We start from the raw sequence: 19,059 nt of genomic DNA on the forward strand, positions 1-19,059 counted from the left end.
TTTATGTCGATTTCGATACATCCTGACCGGTCGATCCATTCGACCGATTCTCGAAACAGTCTGAGAGCCATTCCGGCGTTTTTCCCCAACACGCGTAGGAATAGTCTGCCGGCATCGAATATTTCTACTTTGTTGCCGGAGTTCTCCCATGATCCTTCACTACATTTACGATCCATTGTGCGGCTGGTGCTACGGTGCCAAACCGCTGGTGCAAGCGGCGCAGCAAGTGTTGCCGGTCGTTGCCCATGCGGGCGGAATGATGAGCGGCGTGAATCGCCAGCGCGTTTCGCCGCAACTGCGTGATTACGTCATGCCCCACGACCGGCGCATTGCCGAATACACCGGACAACCCTTTGGCGAAGCGTATTTCGAAGGTCTGCTGCGTGATCACGCGGCGGTCTTCGATTCGACGCCGCCGATTGCGGCGGTGATGGCGGCAGAGTCCATCGACGGTCGCGGTTTGCAGATGCTCGGACGTTTGCAGACGGCGCATTACGTGGAAGGACGGCGGATTGCCGATGAATCCGTACTTTTCGAACTCGCCCGTGAGTTGGGCTACACCCGTGACATCTTCGCGGCTGCGTTTAAATCCGTTGATACGACAGCGCATGTAAAAGCCAGCCGAGAACTCTTGGCACAACTGGGTGGCCAGGGATTTCCGACATTGGCGCTGGAGCGGGACGGGCAATTCACCTTGATCGACATCAGCCCCTGGCTTGGCAAACCGCAGGCCTTCGCCGACTGGTTGGGGCAAGCGGTTGTCACTGTTGAGTCGGGGCAATCCCCCGCGCAATGCGGTCTCGACGGTTGCGCGTAATCGCACTGGATTCCCTGGCTGAGCGCATTTCCGAGCAATACGCTATCGCAAAATTTACGATTCTTAGACGATTTTTACCTATTTAAAGACGATTCTTGAAATTGACACATTATTGAGGGCGCGGCTACGATTCGGCCCAACGCCTGTGGCCAACCGCCATGACTCAAAAATAATAAAAGGGCCCGACACGGTTTTGCCGTGGGCGGGTCTTTTTGTTTCGGGGTGAAAAAAGAGTGCAATAGCGCCGTTTCAGCCGTTCGACACAGCGCGTTTCAACCCGTAATAAGGAAAACAAAATGTTGAACAAGCGAATCAGTCTGATCGCACTGGGGATGTTGAGTGCCACTTCGGCAATGGCTGACGGCCAAGCCGAATCCAAGGGTTTTGTAGAAGACAGCAGCCTCAAAGTGCTGCTGCGCAATGCCTACATCAATCGTGATTACAAAGACGGCAATCCGGACAGAGCCGAGTGGGGCCAGGCGGCCATCGGTACGTTCTCTTCCGGTTTCACCCAAGGCACCGTTGGTGTGGGTGTCGATGCTTTCGGTCTTTACGCACTGCGTCTGGAGGGCGGCAAGGGCCGCAGCGGCGCCGGTGGTATCGACTTCTTCAAACAGGGTGACAGCGGCAATGCGGCTGACGACCTGTCCAAGGGTGGCGCTGCGGTCAAATTCCGCGTGTCCAACACCGTGCTGACCTACGGCGACCAGATGCCGGCCCTGCCGGTGCTGAACTACGATAACTCGCGTCTGCTGCCGGAAAGCTACACCGGTACCTTGATCACCTCCAAAGAGATCAAAGGCCTGCAACTGGACGCCGGTCGTTTCACCGCCGAATCGCGTAAAAGCGCTGAAGGCCGTGACAGCGGTGGTCTGAAGTCGATCAACGTGTTGGGCGGTAGCTACCAGTTCACCGAACAGTTCAAGGCGGCGTTGTACGCTTCCGACGTTGAAGACGTCATGAAGAAGCAGTACGTGAACGCCAACTACGTGTTCCCGATCGACAAGGATCAGTCCCTGACCCTGGACTTCAACGGCTATCGCACCAAGCTCGACAAGTCCTATGCCGACATCAAGAACACCGGCGGCCAGGACAACAAGATCTGGAGCCTGGCGGCCACATTCGCCACCGGCCCGCACTCGTTCACCGTGGCGCACCAGCGCAGTACCGGTGACAGCAACCTGGGTTATCCGTACGGCGGTTATCAGAACGATGGTCGTCGTCAGGGCGACGGTGGCAACACCATTTACTTGGCCAACTCGTACTGGTCGGACTTCAACGCTGAAGACGAGCGCAGCTGGCAGCTGGGTTACGGCCTGGACTTCGGTGCCTTCGGCGTACCGGGTCTGAGCTACAACTTCGCTTACGTGCGAGGCGATAACATCACTACCGACACCAGCAGTGGCGGCACTGAGCGTGAGATCTTCAACCAGGTCAAATACGTCGTGCAAAGCGGTCCGGCGAAAGACCTTAGCGTGAAACTGCGCAGCTCGATTCTGCGCGTGTCGCAGAAATCCGCCGACTACAACAGCAGCGGCAACGAAGTGCGTGTGTTCGTGGACTACCCGATCAACATCTTCTGATGAACGATCCGGTGTAAGAAACATGAGAAAACCCCGACTGGCTCGGGGTTTTTTTTCGACGTCTTTTTCGCAAAAACCGTAAAAAACCCGTGTTTTTGTCACGTAAAAGTTGTTTTGAAGCGTCTTCAAGTACCGTTTCAAGCAGGGCTTTAAATGCCTGAAATTCTTTCTCATGGACGCAAATTCTCCACCTAATAGATTAGGCCGCTCAACGCAGCGGAGAATTTGGTAATGATCGTTTTGAACAGAGAAGTGGGCGAATCGCTACGGCGCGACAAATATGTCAACGTCCAGGGTGGTGACTTCAATCTCTACGGTCATTTTGCCGACTTCGTCAGACTGACCAAAAGTTGGGAAAACATGGAGCCAGACAGTTACTACGGTCAGGCCGAAGCCGGCATGCGTTACCGTCGTTACAGCGACTTTGAGTACAACCCGAAAACACGTGAATTGAAGCAACTCGAGCATCGCGCGTACGTGCAGTCGAAAGAGAACAACGCCTACGTGGGCGGTGTTGTGCGGCACTTTCAGGACTTCTCTGATGAAGTGATCACTTCGCCGGTAATGCGCAGCCTGATCGACACCGATTTTGAAGTGTACAAAAGCGTGTTGCCGGAAGAATTGCACGATGAGATTTGGCAGTGCCAGATTCATCAGATCCGCATCGAGATCAAACCCGGCAAGCAACTGGAAATCACCCCGGAAGGGATTCACTGCGACGGCTATCCGTTCAGCGGTGTGCACTTCTGGGGGCGCAACAATGTCGAGGGCGCGGAAAGCCGTTTGTACGATGTTCACGAGCATCAACTGGCGTCGACCACCTACAAGGAAATCCTCGACACCACGTACTTCCTTGATCGCGACATGCGCCATTACGTGACTCCGGCGCGCAACACCCACACGCATGCCATGGCGTACCGGCAGATTCTGGCGATTTCCTTCTCGCGGCCCGGGACCGCTTTCGACATTGTTCGCTAATCAGATCACCCCAATCGATGGCGTCGAGTGCTCGACGCCGGTGGTGCTGCGACGCGCCACCGCCAAGGACGCGCAGCGCATGGAGCGCTTCTTCCGGCAGTTCGACGAAGTGTCGTTCTGCGAATGGCAGGACGCCAAATGCCTGCGCGGTGTATTGATCCAGAAGACCACCACGGCCTATCTGGCCTTCGACGTCGAAGGCGAAATCGTCGGTGCGGTGCTCGGCGGCATGCTTGGTAGTCGCGGCACCATCAACCACCTGGCGGTCAGCCCGCGCTATCGCAGCCAGGGCGTCGGTCAGCGGCTGGTGGAAGCGGCGTCGTCCGACATGAAGCGGGTCGGTGTATTACGGATGTTTCTGTTCGTCGACGATGCTAACCTCGCGGGCAAGCGATTCTGGGCTGCCCAGGGTTTTTGCGAACCCCACGGCGAGCGGACATTTGAGAGGGATCTATGAATGAAACGTCCGGCAGTGCGCCGCTGATGGCTGCTCATCAGCCATCGCGCACGTTTGCCGAAGCCAGCCCGGTGGTGGCCGGTTACTTCACGGTGTCGTTCGTGTTCGGGCTGATGGCGGTCAACGCCGGGCTGCCGATGTGGCTGCCGGTAGCGATGTGTCTGTTCGTCTACGCCGGCGCTTCGCAATTTGCCGCGCTGGCGCTGATCTCCAGCGGTGCGTCGCTGACCACCATCGTGCTGACCACCTTCCTGATCAATGCGCGGCACATGCTGATGTCGGTGTACATGGCCAAGGCCTTGCGCGCATTGGGGCTCAGCCGCATGGAGCGCTGGGCTTACGCCGGTGGCCTGACCGACGAGTCCTTCGCGTTCCACAGCGTCAAACTGGGCACCGGCGCGCCGGTCAACATTCGTTACCTGATCGGCTTCAACCTGTTCTGCCACACCTCTTGGGTGCTGGGCGGATTGTTGGGCGCTGTCTGCGCGCAATATGCATCGCACCTGATCAAATATCAGCTCGACTACGCACTGACCGCGATGATGCTCTACGTGCTGGTGTCGCTGTGCAACACCCGCAACAAACTCATCGCCGCCGCGGCTGCCGTCGTCTGCATGGGCGCGCTGAGCCTGGTCGGCACTTCGCCGTTCAACGTTTTCATCGCCACGTTTGTGGGCTGCGGAGTGGGTGTATGCCTGACCAAACGTTCCTGATTCTGGTGGTCGCGCTGATGATGGCCGTGACCTTCCTGCCACGCGCGCTGCCGCTGCAAGTCAACACCGAGCACTGGCCGCCGTTCGTTGCGCGGGCGCTGGAATACCTGCCGGTGGCGATCGTCGCTGCGATCAGCCTGACACCCTTGTTGATCAAGGATCAGCACCTACAGCTCGATCGCCCGGAATTTTATGCAGCCATTCCGACGTTGTTATGTGCGTATTTCAGCAAAAACCTCTTTCTCAGTGTGGCGGTTGGGACGGCTGCGTACATTGCGCTCGGCTCGTTCATGTAGCGGCAGATCGACCACGTCATTCAGGGCCTGCCCCGACAGGTTCGGGTTGTTCACCGCCAGACGCACTTCGAGGAAATCCTCGAATCCGGGGAAAATCGTCAGGCCGTTCTTTTGCGCGGCCTCACGAGACACCATGCCCACCGCGTCCATCTGCGTGATCAGCGACAGGGTGAGGGTTTCGCTGCAGGAATAGACCATGCGTTGACCGTTCTCGTGATTGCCCAGTCCGGCGTCGAGAAAACGCAGGAAACTGTGGGAATACGGACAATCTTCCGCAGGACGCACCTGAAACTTGTTGCCCAGCAACGTCAGTGGATCGTTTTCCTGCCCGCAATGGGCACCGACCACCTGCACCTGCACATCCGGCAAAACAATGCTCGGCAGACCCGGCCGCTGCGGGCCGATCAACACCGCAAGATCAAAGTCTTCATTCTTCAGCTTGCTGAGGTTCTCCATCGACTCGGCGTAGCTGAATTCCATCTGGTAATCGGGAAACACCTCGATCAGGCGTCCGATCATTCGCCGGTTGAAGTCAGACGACAACGTGTTGTTCAACGCAACCTTCAATGTGCGCTGGCCCGGCACCTTGAGCGCCTCGACCTTTTCTTCCATCTGTCGCGTGGCAATCAGCACTTTGTCCATGTAGGGCGTCAGCTCCGTGCCTTGCGGCGTCAGCGTCAGCCCTTTGTTGGAACGTCGAAACAAGCGGAAACCGAACTGCTCTTCGACCTTGTTCAACTGCGCGGCCAGGGCCTGCACAGTCAGGCACGAATGCTCGGCTGCGGCCGACAACGAGCCGGTCTGCACGATGCGCATGAGGTTGCGTAAGGTTCTGCTATCCATGGGTAATGCCCTCTGAAGTGGGCTGGGTATTGTTGTTTACGAGACTGCCGATCCGGCGTCATATGCCGGCTATATTCCAGCACCTGAGCATAGTTGTCGCGGGTTTAGTAGCGAATTGATGTCCCCGCCGATGGCTGGAAGCTGACACAGGATCGGGATTTTTGATGACGTGGGGGTGATTGGGGTCAAGAAAAGTGCCCGATTCGGACGAGTCGGGCATTTTTTTACGTCTCGGGACTACAGCTTTTTTGAATGTTTCCCACACCGAAACGCCACTGTTTTGCACCGTTGTCGGAAGCCTCCTATAGAAAAGAGCGAACGGGCTTATTTACCGCCCATGCACAAGTGGCTGAAATATCAGGTAGTTATTTTCGGGACTTTTGGTCCGAGGCCATGGATTTCCAGGCAATGCCGGCATCCGCGAAGCTAGCGAGTCGATGCCATGAGTTTGCAGGGCAGCAGGGCGTTACCCGATCAAAAAAACTGGAAAGATCTGGGCTTACCGGATATTCGCGATATTGACCCTGGCCTTCTGATTTCTGCGGTTAGAGAGCTGCCAGGTGAACTGAGTCTTAATGCAGCGTGGGAGCAGGTTGCCAGAGGCTTCGGACTTGATCATGGTCTTGATGCTGTTCTGATCGAAACGCCATATGTGCCGATTTTGGTGAAGCGCGAGCATTTGCTTCATACGGTGGAAAAGCGCCCGAATGCCCGTGAGCGGTTCACCGAATTTGCGCGAGATACCCTGACGAGGCCGTTAGAGATATGGCGGGTTTCCTACGATGACGCCTCGTTTCGACTCTCTTTCATCGGTGCTTACAACGCGAGATACCAAATGCTGGTGGTGGTTCATGTTGAGCGCGGCAACGTACTCTGGAATTTCATGAATTGTGACAAGAAAGGCTTGAACAAGCATCGGCATGGTGAGCTGTTGTATCGACGTTACCGGTAGCTCAAACGAAAAAGGGCAGCCTTCTCAGGCTGCCCTTCACATGAATGTTGCTTGATATTGTGCTCCCTCAAGCAGGGGAGAAGAGGTCTCACCCGAGCGCTGATTTTCAGGTCATCAACGGGGTTCCTAACGCCGACTATTGCCACCTGAAGGCAGTCGGTTTCGCGCTCTTGAGCCGGATTCTCTGCCACCGAACATTGAGATGTCAACCTGGGTTTTGAGGATTTTTATTCGTATACGAATAACTCTATTGAAAATATTCATATCTGTACTACTCTCAGCTTGCGGATCTGCGAAGAAGGACAATCATGCCTACCTCATCCCCAGCCCTCACCCCGCGTGAACAACTCGACGTCCCCGAAGCCGGGCGCGTCGCGCTGAAGTTTTTCTTCAATCTCATGGAGCGCTGGGGTTGCAACGCCGAACAGCAGCGCACGTTACTTGGTGGCGTCGGCAACACCACGTTCTACAAGTACAAACACCTGCCGCCGAATATTCGCCTGCCGCACGACACGCTGGAGCGCATCTCGTATCTGATGGGCATTCACAAGGCCTTGAGCATCATCTTCAGCAACAGTCGCGAGCGTGCTTATACGTGGGTCAGCAGCCCAAACACGGCTGCGCCATTCAATGGTCGAACGGCGCTGGATTACATGCTCGCGGGGAGGGTGGTCGATATCGCCGACGTGCGCCGCTACCTCGACGGGGTGCGCGGTTGAAGGCCCCGCCCCTGGCTGAGCCGCAATGGCCGAAGGCCTACCGGATCGTCAACAGCAGCTTCCCGCCGATTGCGCTGTTCGAAGACGTACTCGACCCCGAAGACCTGGAAATCGCCTACGCGCTGGAAGCACTGACCAACGATCGCCTGATCGAGCAGGCCGGCGTCCTCGCCCGCGTGCGTCCAGAAGACCGACTCTCCGGCCCCGGTTCAACCCCGGTGATGGCGGCGTTCACCCACATCGGCAAAAGCAGCCGCTTCACCGATGGCACCTTCGGCGTCTACTACGCCGCCAGCAGCCAGGCTGCGGCTATCGCCGAGACTTGTTATCACCAGGAACGTTTCCTCGCGGCCACCAACGAGGCGGATCTTGAGTTGACCATGCGCACTTACGTCAATCGTGTGGTTAAGCCGCTGCATGATGTTCGTGATGACTTTCCCGATTTGCATCAACCCGATCCAGACGCCTATGGCCCATCCCAGGCGTTTGCCCGACAACTGCGTGAGTCTGAATCGTGGGGGATGCTCTACAGCAGCGTTCGCCTGCCGGGCCACGAATGTGTCGCCGCTTTCCGGCCGCCAGCGGTATCGATTCCGAAGCAGGGCAAACATCTGCGTTATGTGTGGAGTGCGAGTCAACGCAGGATTTCGTTTGTGTTTGAGATCAGTCAGGTTTGAAACACAAGAAGCCCTCGCGGTATGCGAGGGCTTTCTTTTGGCGGTTTACGTCAATGGCTTGCTGTTGGCGCATCCAGAACTTTCACCACATCGTCAATCAGCGCCTTGCTCAACTCCTGCAGATACTGCGAGGCGTAAGCGTGAAGGTCAGGATCGCGAGAAACTGTGGAATCTGCAGTCAGTAACTTGGAAATGTGAAGCAAGTGTGAGGCGTGCGAGAGGGCGGCCATCACTGGAACACCACGATTGGTGCGGAACAGCGCTTGATTGGCCTGGAAGGAAAAGTGCGTAAGGCCTGGTGTTTTCAAATCGAGGTAGTCGGTCATTTCGCTTCACCTGCCGTACGTAAGGCGTGGTGTGAGGTGACCGGTGTGGCAGCGCGGCGGATTACGGATGGATCGATGGCATTCATTTGTGAACTCCCTGTATCAAATGAGAGCTGCCAATTCGTTATCAGGCGAATGGGTGGCAGCTATGCGCGGGCTGATAAACCGGAGATACAGGAACCCGGCAGACCCGAAGATCTCCCACGCACAGCCGCCATTGCACGGTAATGCAGACAAAAAAATGCGCCGGCAAACGTGAATTGGGGCGCTGGTGCGCCTGTATCTTACTCGGGTTATCAGGCCCGGTCGCTGAATTGGCAGCGACGAGCTGAACGGTAGCTTTGCGAGAAGCGAATGAGCAACGGTGGCTAGTAGTGGCTTCTCGTTACAACAGATTTCACAAGTCTTCGCGCCATGCATTTCGTCGATCTGTCCCCATAAGCGTTTATGGTTTGTTTATACGGCGTAGCCGTATAGTTCGGTTCATGTATACAATCATCGAAACGGAAATGTTCAAGCGCTATGCAGAGGCCATATGGGGTGATGGTGAACGCCATGAATTCATCAATTGGCTTGCTGCAAATCCTCTGGCTGGTGATGTCGTGCCTGGCAGTGGAGGTTTGCGTAAGGTGCGGTGGACTCGTAGCGGCATGGGCAAGCGAGGCGGTACACGCGTCATTTATTACAACACGCTTTCTGAAGGCTCGATTTGGTTGCTCATTGCCTACACCAAGGCAAAGCTCGACAACTTGCCCGTAGCCTTCCTTAAGCAACTGAAGGAGGAAATCAGCGATGGTCGATGAACTGGAGCAATTCCAGCAGGACTTGCTGGAATCTGTACGTCAGATGAAGGCCGGAAAGGCCGCGCGCGTAACGCAGGTGCCGCTCTCTGCGGCAGCGGAAGCACGTGCCAAAGTGGGCGTTTCACAAAGTGCGTTTGCCAAACTTATCGGTGTGAGTCTGCGGACTTTGCAGGATTGGGAGCAGGGTCGCCGGCAGCCGACGGGTGCGGCGCAAACTCTCTTGCGGGTTGCAAGTCAGCATCCGGAGGCCTTGCGGGATTTGTATCCTGCCTGAGTTTTTTTTACGTACAGGGAGCAAGTTTCAGGCACAGAAGCATCTACCACACCCTAGAAATAGCAAAGCTCCTGCATTTATGCAGGGGCTTTGCTTTGCATGGTGCAAGTAGTGAAGTTTGAGGCAGGTTATAAATGGGTCTGTCCCTTAATTTCCAGTTCGCCAGCCATTACATGATGAATGGTGGGGATATTCTGACGTCACAGCGGGTGCTTGGGCATGCTTCATTGGCGGTGACGACGAAGTATGCGCACTTTACCTGGGGCATTTGGCGGAGGTGGTGAATTTGAATCCGCTTTCGTTTGGTGTGGTTGGGGAGGGGGACGAGACATGAGTGGAGTAAATGATTGGGGGCCAGTGATTGATGCGCTTGCCCAAGCCAATTGGACCGCCATCTTGGTTCCGGTGATACCGGGTGTGGCGGCGATAGTTGGCCCATTATTTCTTTGGTACAGGCAATCGAAACGAGAAAGCGCGAGTGTTAAAGCCGGCCTCTTGGCTGAGGTCGCGGCACTTGTGGAAATTGTTGAGCGTCGAGGTTTTTTGCCTGCTCTACGGGATAAGCAGCAGATGCTCGCCTTTCGAAGTGGTTCCGCCATGGCAGCTTTTAGGAGAGATCCCGAATCGTTCGAAGTTCGTATCGACAGTCACTTTAACCGTGTCTATCAAGCCAACGTTTCGAAACTGGGAGTGCTGACCGCTGAGGAGGCGAAACAGATTGTTCGTTTTCATCAGTTAGCCGACAGCGTTCGGATTGACGTAACTCCCGGAGGTGGCTTAGCCAGCGGAACTGACAGCTCTGAGGAGTACAAGGAAACGGCCGATCTGCTTGAGATGGCTTTGGAGATCGGCCATTCGCTGACTGACCCGAAGAAGCCACCGAAGCCTAAATGACAAGCTACCGCAGGCTGAAATTTTTCAGGTGTGGACACTTTGTGGACGTTTTCACGATTTGACGTGAAGTCTTTTAGTCCCAGAAACAACAAAGCCCCTGCATTTCTGCAGGGGCTTCGTTTTGTATGGTGCCGGCACCAGGAGTCGAACCCGGGACCTACTGATTACAAGTCAGTTGCTCTACCAACTGAGCTATACCGGCGTGTGGGCGACGATTATAGCGATTGGGTTGGTTCTGTAAACCCCTGAATTCAGACTATTTTTACGCAGGCGCTGGATCAGGCTTGGCGTGAGCGGTGTCGCCGGGTTTTTAGCCGCAAAACCGAGGTGCTACGCGATCAAGCCAGAATGTGCGTGAGGGCAGGATTTCTGCACCGTTCAAGCACCCATTTCACCCGTTTATGTCGTTTTGATTGGAAGCTTATGCACAACGGATCGACGCAACTGCAGTATTGCAGGGGATTTTGTGGACACGTTCTCATTTTGTGCGCAAAGCCCTGTTTTACCGGTTTTTTATCTATATGAACAAAAAATGACCAATGCTGTTTAAGCGGTCTAACGGCCGTGAATATTGGATCCACGGGAAAACCATCAACAGAGTTATCCACAGGCTGTAAAGATTTCAAGCGCGCTCGGCCAACAGCAGGAAATTACGCGGAGTCAGCGGTGCGTCGCAGAAGGTGCCGAGGCGTACGACGTATCCCTGTTCGGCGAGGAAAATGGCTCGATCAAGATTCAGCCAAAGCTCCAGCGGTCGTCGGAACAGTCCGCGCAGTAATTCCAGGTTGCGCACTTCGGCCAACCGCTGCCAACCGGCGGCTTCCAGTGCCTGCCAGTTCGGCGTGCCGATTGTGGATAACTCCTTCAATGCAGCCAGATCGCGGCAGTAATCGGCGAAGGTTTTTTCCAGCCAGGCGCTGGGCAGGGACGGGGTGGGCAGGTATTCGTCTATCCCGCGCACTTGCCGTTGCAGCAAATCGAAAGCCAGGCGTCGGGCCATGGAGGTGTCGCGCTGACGTCGGACCCGTGCACCGGCGGTGACGGTTTCGCTCATTGGCAGTGCCAGATCTTCGAGCGAGAGCTGTAGGGCGGATCGCATGCCGGCGCAGGACAATGCCTGATACTCGCTGCGATCAATCCGGTTGTAACAGCACGGGGCGATGGCCATCTGCTGACATCCGTCAGCGCTTGCCAGTTGCATCAAGCGCACATGCAGATCGCCGCAGGCATGCAGGGCGACCGGGGTGTGCTGAGCACTTATAACGCTCGCTGCGTCTGCCGCCAGTACATCCTGCTCGACATGCAGGGCGTGCAAATGATGGCGCTGACTTAATGCCTGACCACTGGCGACCAACGCCGGATCGTATTCGATACAAGTCAGTTGTTGCCCCGTACCCAACAGGCGTCGGCCCAGATGTCCTTTGCCGGAACACCAGTCCAGCCAGTGCGTCGGCTGCGAGGCAAAAGACAAGCGACTGGCGAACGCCTCGATCTGCTGCCACTTGCGCCCCGGCACATCGACATTCAATCGGTGGCCTGGGGTTTCCAGCGCATGCTCCGGTAGCTCACCAACCGCGCTCAGCTCAATCGACAATGCCGCCAATGAGGCGAACGGCTCCGGGGCATCGGCGAGATCGGCGGGATGATTATGTGCACGCTCTGCATCTTCCAGCGATCGTCCGCGTAGCCACGAAGCCAATTCGGGGTAGGCGGTTTCCCATGGGAGCGAAAGATGAGTGAACGGACGAGGTTTCCACAGCGCCTGATGCTCAATCAGAAAAGCATCCAGCGCGGTGAAGCGGGCGAGTAGGGCCTCGCCCGTCAGCACGTGGGAAGTTTCAACGCCCTTGGCAGGCATCGACGCGCAACCAGCGCTCCAGCAGCTTGAAGCCGCGCACCAGCACGTAGGACATCAGCAGATAGAACACGCCGGCGGCGAAAAAGATTTCCACCGGCAGGTAGGTCCGGGCGATGATCGTGCGGGCCATGCCGGTCAGTTCCAGCAGGGTCACGGTGCTCGCCAGCGCGCTGGCCTTGAGCATCAGGATCACTTCATTGCTGTAGGCCGGCAGGCCGATGCGCGCCGCTCGCGGCAGCATGATGTAGAACATTGCCTTGGGTTTGGACATGCCCAATGCCCGCGCCGCCTCGATTTCGCCGGGCGGAATCGCCTGGATCGCGCCGCGCAGAATTTCGGCGATGTACGCCGCCGTGTGCAGGGTCATGGTCGCGGTAGTACACCAGAACGGATCGCGCAGGTAAGGCCACAGCGCGCTGTTACGCACTGCATCGAACTGCGCCAGGCCGTAATAGACGAGGAACAGTTGCACCAGCAGCGGCGTGCCACGGAAAAAGAAGATGTAGGCGTAGGGCAAAGCGCGCACGTACCACAGCTTCGAGGAGCGGGCGATGCCCAGCGGAATGGCCAGCAGCAGGCCGGCAATCACGGCAATCGCCACCAGTTCCAGGGTCAGGGTTGCGCCCTGCGCCAGTTTCGGCAGCCACTTGATGATCACTTCCCAGTTCATGAAGCGCTCCTCGCAAAGCCGCGAGCGGCGCGTTTTTCCAGGAAGTGCATGCCGCTCATCGCCAGCACCGTCAGGCCCAGATACATGACCGCGGCCACCAGATAGAAGGTGAACGGCTGTTTCGACACGGTCACGCCGATCTGTGCGTGACGCATGATTTCTTCCAGGCCGATCACCGACACCAGCGCGGTGTCTTTCATCAGGATCATGAACAGGTTGCCCAGGCCGGGCAGGGCGATGCGCCACATCTGCGGCATGATCAGCTTGGTGAAGATCCGCCATTTCGACAGGCCCAGCGCCACACCGGCTTCACGGTGGCCCTTGGGAATGGCGAGGATCGCACCGCGGAACACTTCCGTGGCGTAGGCGCCGAAGCACAGGCCCAGCGCAATCACGCCAGCGGCGAATGCGCTGAGTTGCAGGTCGGGGTTGCCGAAGAACTCACCGAGGCTGCGCATCAGGTTGACCGTACCGAAGTAGATCAACAGCACCCAGAGCAATTCCGGGACACCGCGCACCAAAGTCGAATAAGTACCGCCAAGCCATTGCAGCGGCTTGTACGGGGAAGTCTTGGCCAATGCGCCGAGCAGACCGAGCACCAGTCCCAGGCACAGGGCCGTCAGCGCCAGTTTGACGGTCATCAGCGCACCGGCGGCGAGGGCCGGGCCGAATCCGTAGAGGTCGATAATCATGGATTTCTTTTCAAATCGCGGCAGGCAAGGCCGGGAGCCGGCGCCGTCGGATCACGGCGCCGGTCCCGCAGGTCAGATCAATAGATGCTGAACGGAAAGTACTTGTCGTTGATCTTCTTGTAGGTACCGTCGGCGACGATTTCCTTCAGCGCGGCGTTCAGCTTCTCACGCAGCGGATCGCCTTTACGCACGGCGATGCCGATCTTGTCGCTTTCCACGACAGGGTCGCCCTTGAACTCGTAGTTCTTGCCGGCGTCGGTTTTCAGCCAGTCATAGTTGGCGTACTTGTCGGCGAGGATCGCGTCGACACGACCGGAGGTCAGGTCCAGGTAGGCGTTTTCCTGGGTGTCGTAGAGTTTTACTTCGATATCGCTACCGTAAGTGTCCTCGAGCCAGGTGCCGGCGAGGGTGGCGCGCTGGGTGCCGATGATCTTGCCTTTGAGTGAATCCTTGTCGGTTTTGAACTCTTTATCTTTCTGCGCGATGAACTGCAGCTTGTTCGAGTAGTACGGGTCAGTGAAGTCCACCGCGCCCTTGCGCTCTTCGGTTATCGACAGCGAGGAGACCAGGAAGTCGAACTTCTTGGCGTTCAGCGCGGGGATGATGCCGTCCCAGTCGGAGGTAACCACGCTGCACTCGACTTTCATCTTGGCGCACAGGGCGTCGCCGATGTCTTTGTCGAAGCCGACCACGTTGCCGCTGGCGTCTTTGTTGTTGAACGGCGGGTACGCCGCTTCGATGCCCATCTTCAGGGTCTCGGCCATGGCTCCGGCGCTGAACGCGAGGGTGACGGCGGCGGCCAGGAAGACCTTTTTAAAATTCTGCATGCATGTTGCTCCGTTAGCGGTTGCTGGACATGAATTGTTTGCAGCGCGCCGAAAGCGGGTTTTCGAACACCTGCTGAGGCGATCCTTGCTCTTCCACCAGCCCCTGGTGGAGGAACACCACTTCGCTGGAGACCTGACGGGCAAAGCCCATTTCGTGGGTCACCAACAACATGGTGCGGCCTTCTTCGGCCAGTGCGCGGATGACACTAAGTACTTCCTGAACCATTTCCGGGTCAAGGGCGGAGGTGGGCTCGTCGAACAGAATCACCTTCGGCTGCATCGCCAGCGTGCGGGCAATCGCCGCGCGTTGTTGTTGACCGCCGGACAGTTGCGACGGGTAGGCGTGGCGCTTGTCGGCGATACCGACCTTGGCCAGCAGCGCTTCGGCGACTTCGATCGCCTCGGCCTTGCTCTGGCCGAGCACGCGGCGCGGGGCCTCGATGATGTTGTCGAGCACACTCATGTGCGGCCACAGATTAAAGTTTTGAAATACAAAACCTATCTCGGAACGCAGGCGGTTGATCTGTTTGCCATCAGCGGCAACCAGTTCGCCATTCTTGGCGGGCTTGAGCTTGAGTTCTTCACCGGCCACCAGAATCTGACCCTGGTGCGGGTTTTCCAACAGGTTGATGCAACGCAGGAACGTGGACTTGCCGGAACCGGAGGAACCGAGGATCGAGATCACATCGCCGTCGCGGGCGGTCAGCGAGATGCCTTTGAGCACCTCAAGCTGTCCGTAGCGTTTGTGCAAGTTGCGGATTTCAAGCGCGGGCGTGGCCTCAGCCATGTGCGTTCCTCATATATGTTGCGCTCCTGCTGTTGGCGGGCCTTCCTGGCGAGGCGGCCAAGCTAGCATAGCGTTTCAATGGCAGCCAACAGCGCTACGGGCGGTAAGCGGATGGCGTGTGGCAGGTTGTCGCATCGGCACAGCAGACTGTCGCCCCATCAACAACCGAACGGGTGTTTGATCGTGCAAACCCGTGGGCGTCGCGTAAAAAAAGGCGCGATGTTGCCAGCTTTGGCGGGGTGTTGGAAGCGCTATCCGGCCGAACGTTCCTGAATCGCCCTTTTATTGTGCATCCCACACTTTTTCAGTGTGTTTCTGGTGCGCTGAATCGTCTGAAAAGTGAGTCGCAGGGTAACGCTCTGGCGAATTGCCATTCATTCCAATGACTTGCGATGACTGTCCGGTCTCGCTGAAAACCGCGGCCCAGAAGAGTTTGAAACATTTTGGCGCATTTATTGCGTGCAGAATCTGGAACGCCCTGTTGGTTTCTTTTTACGAGAAGGAAAACCAGACAGGACGGACGCAATCGCTTTCCTCGCAAAGGTAGTTCCGATGAGCAGTACCCCAAGCTCCAATGGCCTCGAACAGGGGCTCAAACCGCGTCATGTGACCATGTTGTCGATCGCCGGTGTTATCGGCGCAGGTCTGTTCGTTGGCTCCGGCCACGCGATCGCTGCCGCCGGCCCCGCCGTGCTGCTGGCCTACGCCGCCGCCGGTACCCTGGTGGTGCTGGTGATGCGCATGCTCGGTGAGATGGCTGTCGCTTCGCCCGACACCGGCTCGTTCTCGACTTACGCCGACCGTGCCATCGGGCACTGGGCCGGTTTCACCATCGGCTGGTTGTACTGGTGGTTCTGGGTATTGGTGATTCCGCTGGAGGCCAACGCCGCTGCGACCATCCTCCATGCCTGGTTCCCGAGTGTCGGCATCTGGGCGTTCGCACTGATCATCACCATGCTGCTGACGGTCACCAACCTGTTCAGCGTGAAAAACTACGGTGAATTCGAATTCTGGTTTGCCTTGATCAAAGTCCTGGCGATCATCGGCTTCATCGCGCTGGGTCTTGCGGCCGTTTTCGGCTTCCTGCCGAACAGCCAGGTCAGCGGTGTTTCGCACCTGTTTGATTCCGGCGGCTTCCTGCCAAACGGCATGGGCGCGGTGCTGGGCGCAATCCTGACCACCATGTTCTCGTTCATGGGTACCGAAATCGTGACCATCGCGGCTGCGGAATCGAAGAACCCGGGCAAGCAGATTTCCAAGGCTACCAACTCGGTGATCTGGCGGATCGGCCTGTTCTACCTCGTATCGATCTTCATCGTTGTGGCCCTGGTACCGTGGAACGATCCTACGCTGGCCAACCTCGGTTCCTACCAGACCGTGCTTGAGCGCATGGGCATTCCGAACGCGAAAATGATCGTCGACATCGTGGTGCTGGTCGCGGTAACCAGCTGCCTGAACTCGGCGCTGTACACCTCGTCGCGCATGCTGTTCTCCCTCGGCAAGCGCGGTGATGCACCGGCGATGTCGACTCGGGTCAACAAAAGCGGTACGCCTTACTGGGCCGTCATGCTGTCGACCGGCGCGGCGTTCCTCTGCACCTTCGCCAACTACGTGGCCCCGGCTGCCGTGTTCGAATTCCTGCTGGCCAGCTCCGGCGCCATCGCGCTGCTGGTGTACCTGGTGATCGCGTTCTCGCAACTGCGCATGCGTAAACAACGCATGGCCCGCGGCGAGAAAATCGTCTTCAGCATGTGGCTGTTTCCGGGCCTGACCTACGCGGTGATCATCTTCATCGTCGCGGCCCTGACTATCATGCTGTTCCAGGAAGCCCACCGCGTGGAAATCCTCGCAACCGGCCTGCTGAGCCTCATGGTCGTTGCCGCAGGCCTGCTGGTGGCGCGCCGCCGCAAGCTGGAAAACCGTGGTGCGGTGGTGTTGAACTGATCCGTAACGCGTAATGCAAAACGGCCGCTGTCAGTGATGACGAGCGGCCGTTTTTGTTTGTGCGCGGGGTTTATTCGCCCTTGTCTTCCTGGGTGTCCAGCGACTTGCCGTAAGTATCCAGCGCAATCCCGAAGTCGGTGATGAACTGTGGCTCGGTCAGCCAGGCCTGGGCGGTTTCGATGTCCATGCCGTCGGCCCACATGCGGTAGTCGATCAGCATGTCGGCGGCCAGGTGAGTGGCGGCCATGCCTTCGTTCTCGGCATTTTCCATGTCCAGCAGCTCTGGATGGTCAACGATGATGAAAGCCAGTTCGCGCAGCAGGGTCAGCAGCATTTCGTTGCGGCTGACGGCTTCGGCGTCGCGCATTTTGCTGAACATTGCGAGGGTGTATTCCGGGATCGGCTCGTCCAGATGCCCGAGGTTGTCGTCCTGGTCCAGCGGCTTACGGCCGACCATGCGGATGTGCTTGGCTTTGGCCTTGGCGCGTTTGGCGCGTTTCTGTTGCTTGTTCAGGGATGCCATGGGAACTCAGTTCTTCTGTTGGGTTTGTGCGGCAATCGCGTCGGACGCCGCCACATAGTCGGCCTGGAAGGCCGGGGATTCGATCCACGCCAGGGCGCCGGCTTCGTCGGTTTCCTGGGACCACTGGCGATACTCGATCAGCGCGGCGAGGATGAAGTCCATCGCGCCTTCTTCGCCTTCCTGCTCGTAAACCAGCTCCAGCAGCGGATCTTCCAGGAATGCGGTGCACATGGCTTGCTGGCTGATCTTCTCGGCGTCGATCATTCTCTTGAACAGCTCGGTCAGGTCCACCGACTCGAAGTCGATACGGTCATCGTTCGGGTCCAGTTCGACCGGCGCCTCGGCGCGTTTGCTGCGGTTTTGCTTGGCCTTGGTCTTGGCCCGGGCGGCGCGTTTTTGCTGCTTGTTGGCGGAGGCCATGGTGTGTTCCGTCGTGCGTTGGAAGGGCTCAGCTGCGCGGCACTGGCCGCCCGGGTGTGTCGGGGGCCAGCTCGCCGGTTTGCAGCCAGGTCAGAGCGATGGGCCATAGTGTGGCTTGGTATGCGCTACGAAAAAAGGCGAAATGTCCGACTTGTTGTTCGCCGATGTCCTGCGGCTCGATGCGCAAGTGGGTTTTGTGCGCATGACTGAAGTAGCCGAGCAGGCGTTCGATGGCCGGGATCGTGCCGTATGGGTCGTCGCTGATGCTGACCGCCAGGGTGTGTGCGCGGACGTTGGCGAAGGGCAGGCGACCGCTTGCCTTCAGCAGTCGGCGGCCGCTCGGACGCTGCTCGTAGCGCGCGGCAGGCGTGCTCCAGTCGCGTACGACGCCTGTTGGCGTGTCCTCCAGCCAGTCGAGGCGTTTGCCCGGGAAATAGCCACAGAGCCGCGTCAGCAGCGGCATCAGCAAATGCCATTTACCAAACATGCGCCAGCGCTGTGCCGGCGCATAGTCGCGCCAGTAAGCGAACTGCGCGCCGACCGTCACCAGTCGACGAATGACCTGCCCGGACTCGCCGAGCCCAGCCGCGCAACCGCCGAAGCTATGGCCGACCACATCGATTGGCTGGCCGGGAAACTCCCGTTGCGCGCGTTTGAGCATCGCCTCGAAATCCAGCGCGCCCCAGTCGGTCCATGAAGCCTCAAGGCCTTTCAGGGTTGCCGGACGCGATTCGCCGATGCCTCGGTAGTCGTAGGTGATCACGTCGAAGCCATTGGCGAACAGGTAATCGGCGAAGCGTGAATAGTGTCGGCAGCGTACCGAGGTGGCGGCGTTGATGATGACTACGGGGCGTTGCGCATCGGGCAGGGCGTGACGCCAGGTGAAGCCGCCGACCATAAAGCCATCTGCGGCAGCTTCTTTGAAAGGTTCGTTCACGGTTGCGGTGTCGGGCGTAAACGCGGGACTGCGTGAATTCATATGGACTTGGCCTTGGCGAAGACGGAT

At 57.8% G+C, this 19,059-nt stretch carries 23 protein-coding genes, 1 tRNA gene and 1 pseudogene; 14 read left to right on the forward strand and 11 right to left on the reverse strand.

Annotated elements, in window-relative coordinates:
• The first annotated feature begins 148 nt into the window (after positions 1–148).
• The 6 genes from E4T63_RS01490 (at position 149) to E4T63_RS01515 (ending at position 4,844) form a co-directional block, all read left to right on the forward strand.
• The gene (locus tag E4T63_RS01490; RefSeq protein ID WP_135294755.1) at positions 149–817 is read left to right on the forward strand and encodes a DsbA family protein; all 669 of its coding nucleotides are present in this window, start codon (positions 149–151) and stop codon (positions 815–817) included.
• A 296-nt stretch (positions 818–1,113) separates the two neighbouring features.
• Positions 1,114–2,400 (forward strand): OprD family porin, encoded by a 1,287-nt coding sequence (locus E4T63_RS01495; protein WP_135294756.1) that lies wholly within the window; start codon positions 1,114–1,116, stop codon positions 2,398–2,400.
• 231 nt (positions 2,401–2,631) lie between these two features.
• Positions 2,632–3,378 (forward strand): 2OG-Fe dioxygenase family protein, encoded by a 747-nt coding sequence (locus E4T63_RS01500; RefSeq protein WP_003220699.1) that lies wholly within the window; start codon positions 2,632–2,634, stop codon positions 3,376–3,378.
• Positions 3,379–3,457: 79 nt separating this feature from the next.
• The gene (locus tag E4T63_RS01505; protein ID WP_130887682.1) at positions 3,458–3,835 is read left to right on the forward strand and encodes a GNAT family N-acetyltransferase; all 378 of its coding nucleotides are present in this window, start codon (positions 3,458–3,460) and stop codon (positions 3,833–3,835) included.
• Positions 3,832–4,548 carry an AzlC family ABC transporter permease gene (locus tag E4T63_RS01510; RefSeq protein WP_027611235.1) on the forward strand — a complete coding sequence of 239 codons (717 nt, stop codon included), beginning with the start codon at positions 3,832–3,834 and terminating at the stop codon, positions 4,546–4,548. The genes E4T63_RS01505 and E4T63_RS01510 overlap by 4 nt, the downstream gene beginning before the upstream one ends.
• A complete protein-coding gene (locus tag E4T63_RS01515; RefSeq protein WP_003220702.1) occupies positions 4,527–4,844 on the forward strand; it encodes an AzlD domain-containing protein in 318 nt (105 codons plus the stop codon). Before E4T63_RS01510 ends, E4T63_RS01515 begins: the two co-directional genes overlap by 22 nt.
• Here the strand turns inward: E4T63_RS01515 and E4T63_RS01520 are convergent.
• Positions 4,761–5,687 (reverse strand): LysR family transcriptional regulator, encoded by a 927-nt coding sequence (locus tag E4T63_RS01520; RefSeq protein WP_007961685.1) that lies wholly within the window; start codon positions 5,685–5,687, stop codon positions 4,761–4,763. The two genes, E4T63_RS01515 and E4T63_RS01520, sit on opposite strands and share 84 nt — an antisense overlap.
• A 442-nt stretch (positions 5,688–6,129) precedes the next feature.
• Between E4T63_RS01520 and E4T63_RS28450 the strand changes: the two genes are divergently transcribed.
• From E4T63_RS28450 to E4T63_RS01535, 3 genes are all read left to right on the forward strand, one after another.
• Positions 6,130–6,639 carry a PBECR2 nuclease fold domain-containing protein gene (locus E4T63_RS28450; RefSeq protein WP_167797058.1) on the forward strand — a complete coding sequence of 170 codons (510 nt, stop codon included), beginning with the start codon at positions 6,130–6,132 and terminating at the stop codon, positions 6,637–6,639.
• Positions 6,640–6,947: 308 nt separating this feature from the next.
• Entirely contained in the window at positions 6,948–7,358 is a 411-nt protein-coding gene (locus E4T63_RS01530; RefSeq protein ID WP_007961687.1) for an MbcA/ParS/Xre antitoxin family protein, read from the forward strand.
• Positions 7,355–8,035 carry an RES family NAD+ phosphorylase gene (locus E4T63_RS01535; RefSeq protein WP_135294757.1) on the forward strand — a complete coding sequence of 227 codons (681 nt, stop codon included), beginning with the start codon at positions 7,355–7,357 and terminating at the stop codon, positions 8,033–8,035. The genes E4T63_RS01530 and E4T63_RS01535 overlap by 4 nt, the downstream gene beginning before the upstream one ends.
• Positions 8,036–8,085: 50 nt before the next feature.
• Here E4T63_RS01535 and E4T63_RS01540 read toward each other — a convergent pair whose 3' ends face one another.
• The gene (locus E4T63_RS01540; protein ID WP_115985254.1) at positions 8,086–8,361 is read right to left on the reverse strand and encodes a DUF3077 domain-containing protein; all 276 of its coding nucleotides are present in this window, start codon (positions 8,359–8,361) and stop codon (positions 8,086–8,088) included.
• A gap of 485 nt (positions 8,362–8,846) precedes the next feature.
• On the opposite strand from E4T63_RS01540, the gene E4T63_RS01545 reads away from it, so the two are divergent.
• The 4 genes and pseudogenes from E4T63_RS01545 to E4T63_RS01560 all read left to right on the forward strand — a co-directional run bounded on the left by E4T63_RS01545 (position 8,847) and on the right by E4T63_RS01560 (position 10,332).
• Positions 8,847–9,164 (forward strand): transcriptional regulator, encoded by a 318-nt coding sequence (locus E4T63_RS01545; protein ID WP_095667798.1) that lies wholly within the window; start codon positions 8,847–8,849, stop codon positions 9,162–9,164.
• Complete coding sequence (locus E4T63_RS01550) at positions 9,154–9,438, forward strand: helix-turn-helix domain-containing protein (RefSeq protein WP_164979401.1); 285 nt, start codon at positions 9,154–9,156, stop codon at positions 9,436–9,438. The genes E4T63_RS01545 and E4T63_RS01550 overlap by 11 nt, the downstream gene beginning before the upstream one ends.
• 146 nt (positions 9,439–9,584) lie before the next feature.
• Positions 9,585–9,772 (forward strand): annotated as a pseudogene (locus E4T63_RS28785) (phage integrase); the annotation flags it as partial.
• A complete protein-coding gene (locus E4T63_RS01560; protein ID WP_135294758.1) occupies positions 9,769–10,332 on the forward strand; it encodes a hypothetical protein in 564 nt (187 codons plus the stop codon). The pseudogene E4T63_RS28785 and the gene E4T63_RS01560, both read left to right, overlap by 4 nt.
• Before the next feature lie 126 nt (positions 10,333–10,458).
• On the opposite strand, the gene E4T63_RS01565 is transcribed toward E4T63_RS01560, so the two are convergent.
• From E4T63_RS01565 to E4T63_RS01590, 6 genes are all read right to left on the reverse strand, one after another.
• Positions 10,459–10,534 (reverse strand) — tRNA-Thr (locus tag E4T63_RS01565).
• Positions 10,535–10,954: 420 nt separating this feature from the next.
• Entirely contained in the window at positions 10,955–12,190 is a 1,236-nt protein-coding gene (locus tag E4T63_RS01570) for a methyltransferase (RefSeq protein WP_135294759.1), read from the reverse strand.
• Entirely contained in the window at positions 12,171–12,860 is a 690-nt protein-coding gene (locus E4T63_RS01575; protein WP_007961692.1) for an ABC transporter permease, read from the reverse strand. Before E4T63_RS01575 ends, E4T63_RS01570 begins: the two co-directional genes overlap by 20 nt.
• Positions 12,857–13,552 carry an ABC transporter permease gene (locus tag E4T63_RS01580; protein ID WP_003220715.1) on the reverse strand — a complete coding sequence of 232 codons (696 nt, stop codon included), beginning with the start codon at positions 13,550–13,552 and terminating at the stop codon, positions 12,857–12,859. Before E4T63_RS01580 ends, E4T63_RS01575 begins: the two co-directional genes overlap by 4 nt.
• Positions 13,553–13,629: 77 nt before the next feature.
• Complete coding sequence (locus E4T63_RS01585) at positions 13,630–14,379, reverse strand: ABC transporter substrate-binding protein (RefSeq protein ID WP_134785208.1); 750 nt, start codon at positions 14,377–14,379, stop codon at positions 13,630–13,632.
• 13 nt (positions 14,380–14,392) lie between these two features.
• Positions 14,393–15,166 carry an ABC transporter ATP-binding protein gene (locus E4T63_RS01590; RefSeq protein ID WP_041071351.1) on the reverse strand — a complete coding sequence of 258 codons (774 nt, stop codon included), beginning with the start codon at positions 15,164–15,166 and terminating at the stop codon, positions 14,393–14,395.
• Between the two features lie 552 nt (positions 15,167–15,718).
• Between E4T63_RS01590 and gabP the strand changes: the two genes are divergently transcribed.
• On the forward strand, positions 15,719–17,110 hold the full coding sequence (gene gabP, locus E4T63_RS01595; protein ID WP_135294760.1) for a GABA permease: 1,392 nt from the start codon (positions 15,719–15,721) through the stop codon (positions 17,108–17,110).
• A 70-nt stretch (positions 17,111–17,180) separates the two neighbouring features.
• On the opposite strand, the gene E4T63_RS01600 is transcribed toward gabP, so the two are convergent.
• The 3 genes from E4T63_RS01600 to E4T63_RS01610 are packed head-to-tail and all read right to left on the reverse strand — an operon-like array spanning position 17,181 to position 19,032.
• A complete protein-coding gene (locus tag E4T63_RS01600) occupies positions 17,181–17,633 on the reverse strand; it encodes a hypothetical protein (protein ID WP_027611244.1) in 453 nt (150 codons plus the stop codon).
• A gap of 6 nt (positions 17,634–17,639) precedes the next feature.
• The gene (locus E4T63_RS01605) at positions 17,640–18,053 is read right to left on the reverse strand and encodes a hypothetical protein (protein WP_098966730.1); all 414 of its coding nucleotides are present in this window, start codon (positions 18,051–18,053) and stop codon (positions 17,640–17,642) included.
• A gap of 28 nt (positions 18,054–18,081) precedes the next feature.
• Positions 18,082–19,032 (reverse strand): alpha/beta hydrolase family protein, encoded by a 951-nt coding sequence (locus E4T63_RS01610; protein WP_135294761.1) that lies wholly within the window; start codon positions 19,030–19,032, stop codon positions 18,082–18,084.
• Positions 19,033–19,059 lie beyond the last annotated feature (27 nt).

Source organism: Pseudomonas fluorescens (genome assembly GCF_004683905.1).
Lineage (GTDB): Bacteria > Pseudomonadota > Gammaproteobacteria > Pseudomonadales > Pseudomonadaceae > Aquipseudomonas > Aquipseudomonas putida_A.

Excerpts from the sequence above, each read along its gene's own strand:
- E4T63_RS01510 (WP_027611235.1), top strand. The coding sequence starts at position 3,832 with ATGAATGAAACGTCCGGCAGTGCGCCGCTGATGGCTGCTCATCAGCCA.
- E4T63_RS01545 (WP_095667798.1), top strand. The coding sequence starts at position 8,847 with ATGTATACAATCATCGAAACGGAAATGTTCAAGCGCTATGCAGAGGCC.
- E4T63_RS01585 (WP_134785208.1), bottom strand. The coding sequence starts at position 14,379 with ATGCAGAATTTTAAAAAGGTCTTCCTGGCCGCCGCCGTCACCCTCGCG.
- E4T63_RS01530 (WP_007961687.1), top strand. The coding sequence starts at position 6,948 with ATGCCTACCTCATCCCCAGCCCTCACCCCGCGTGAACAACTCGACGTC.
- E4T63_RS01520 (WP_007961685.1), bottom strand. The coding sequence starts at position 5,687 with ATGGATAGCAGAACCTTACGCAACCTCATGCGCATCGTGCAGACCGGC.
- gabP (WP_135294760.1), top strand. The coding sequence starts at position 15,719 with ATGAGCAGTACCCCAAGCTCCAATGGCCTCGAACAGGGGCTCAAACCG.
- E4T63_RS01500 (WP_003220699.1), top strand. The coding sequence starts at position 2,632 with ATGATCGTTTTGAACAGAGAAGTGGGCGAATCGCTACGGCGCGACAAA.
- E4T63_RS01580 (WP_003220715.1), bottom strand. The coding sequence starts at position 13,552 with ATGATTATCGACCTCTACGGATTCGGCCCGGCCCTCGCCGCCGGTGCG.
- E4T63_RS01600 (WP_027611244.1), bottom strand. The coding sequence starts at position 17,633 with ATGGCATCCCTGAACAAGCAACAGAAACGCGCCAAACGCGCCAAGGCC.
- E4T63_RS01605 (WP_098966730.1), bottom strand. The coding sequence starts at position 18,053 with ATGGCCTCCGCCAACAAGCAGCAAAAACGCGCCGCCCGGGCCAAGACC.
- E4T63_RS01540 (WP_115985254.1), bottom strand. The coding sequence starts at position 8,361 with ATGACCGACTACCTCGATTTGAAAACACCAGGCCTTACGCACTTTTCC.
- E4T63_RS01560 (WP_135294758.1), top strand. The coding sequence starts at position 9,769 with ATGAGTGGAGTAAATGATTGGGGGCCAGTGATTGATGCGCTTGCCCAA.
- E4T63_RS28450 (WP_167797058.1), top strand. The coding sequence starts at position 6,130 with ATGAGTTTGCAGGGCAGCAGGGCGTTACCCGATCAAAAAAACTGGAAA.
- E4T63_RS01490 (WP_135294755.1), top strand. The coding sequence starts at position 149 with ATGATCCTTCACTACATTTACGATCCATTGTGCGGCTGGTGCTACGGT.
- E4T63_RS01515 (WP_003220702.1), top strand. The coding sequence starts at position 4,527 with ATGCCTGACCAAACGTTCCTGATTCTGGTGGTCGCGCTGATGATGGCC.
- E4T63_RS01505 (WP_130887682.1), top strand. The coding sequence starts at position 3,458 with ATGGAGCGCTTCTTCCGGCAGTTCGACGAAGTGTCGTTCTGCGAATGG.
- E4T63_RS01575 (WP_007961692.1), bottom strand. The coding sequence starts at position 12,860 with ATGAACTGGGAAGTGATCATCAAGTGGCTGCCGAAACTGGCGCAGGGC.
- E4T63_RS01550 (WP_164979401.1), top strand. The coding sequence starts at position 9,154 with ATGGTCGATGAACTGGAGCAATTCCAGCAGGACTTGCTGGAATCTGTA.
- E4T63_RS01570 (WP_135294759.1), bottom strand. The coding sequence starts at position 12,190 with ATGCCTGCCAAGGGCGTTGAAACTTCCCACGTGCTGACGGGCGAGGCC.
- E4T63_RS01495 (WP_135294756.1), top strand. The coding sequence starts at position 1,114 with ATGTTGAACAAGCGAATCAGTCTGATCGCACTGGGGATGTTGAGTGCC.
- E4T63_RS01590 (WP_041071351.1), bottom strand. The coding sequence starts at position 15,166 with ATGGCTGAGGCCACGCCCGCGCTTGAAATCCGCAACTTGCACAAACGC.
- E4T63_RS01610 (WP_135294761.1), bottom strand. The coding sequence starts at position 19,032 with ATGAATTCACGCAGTCCCGCGTTTACGCCCGACACCGCAACCGTGAAC.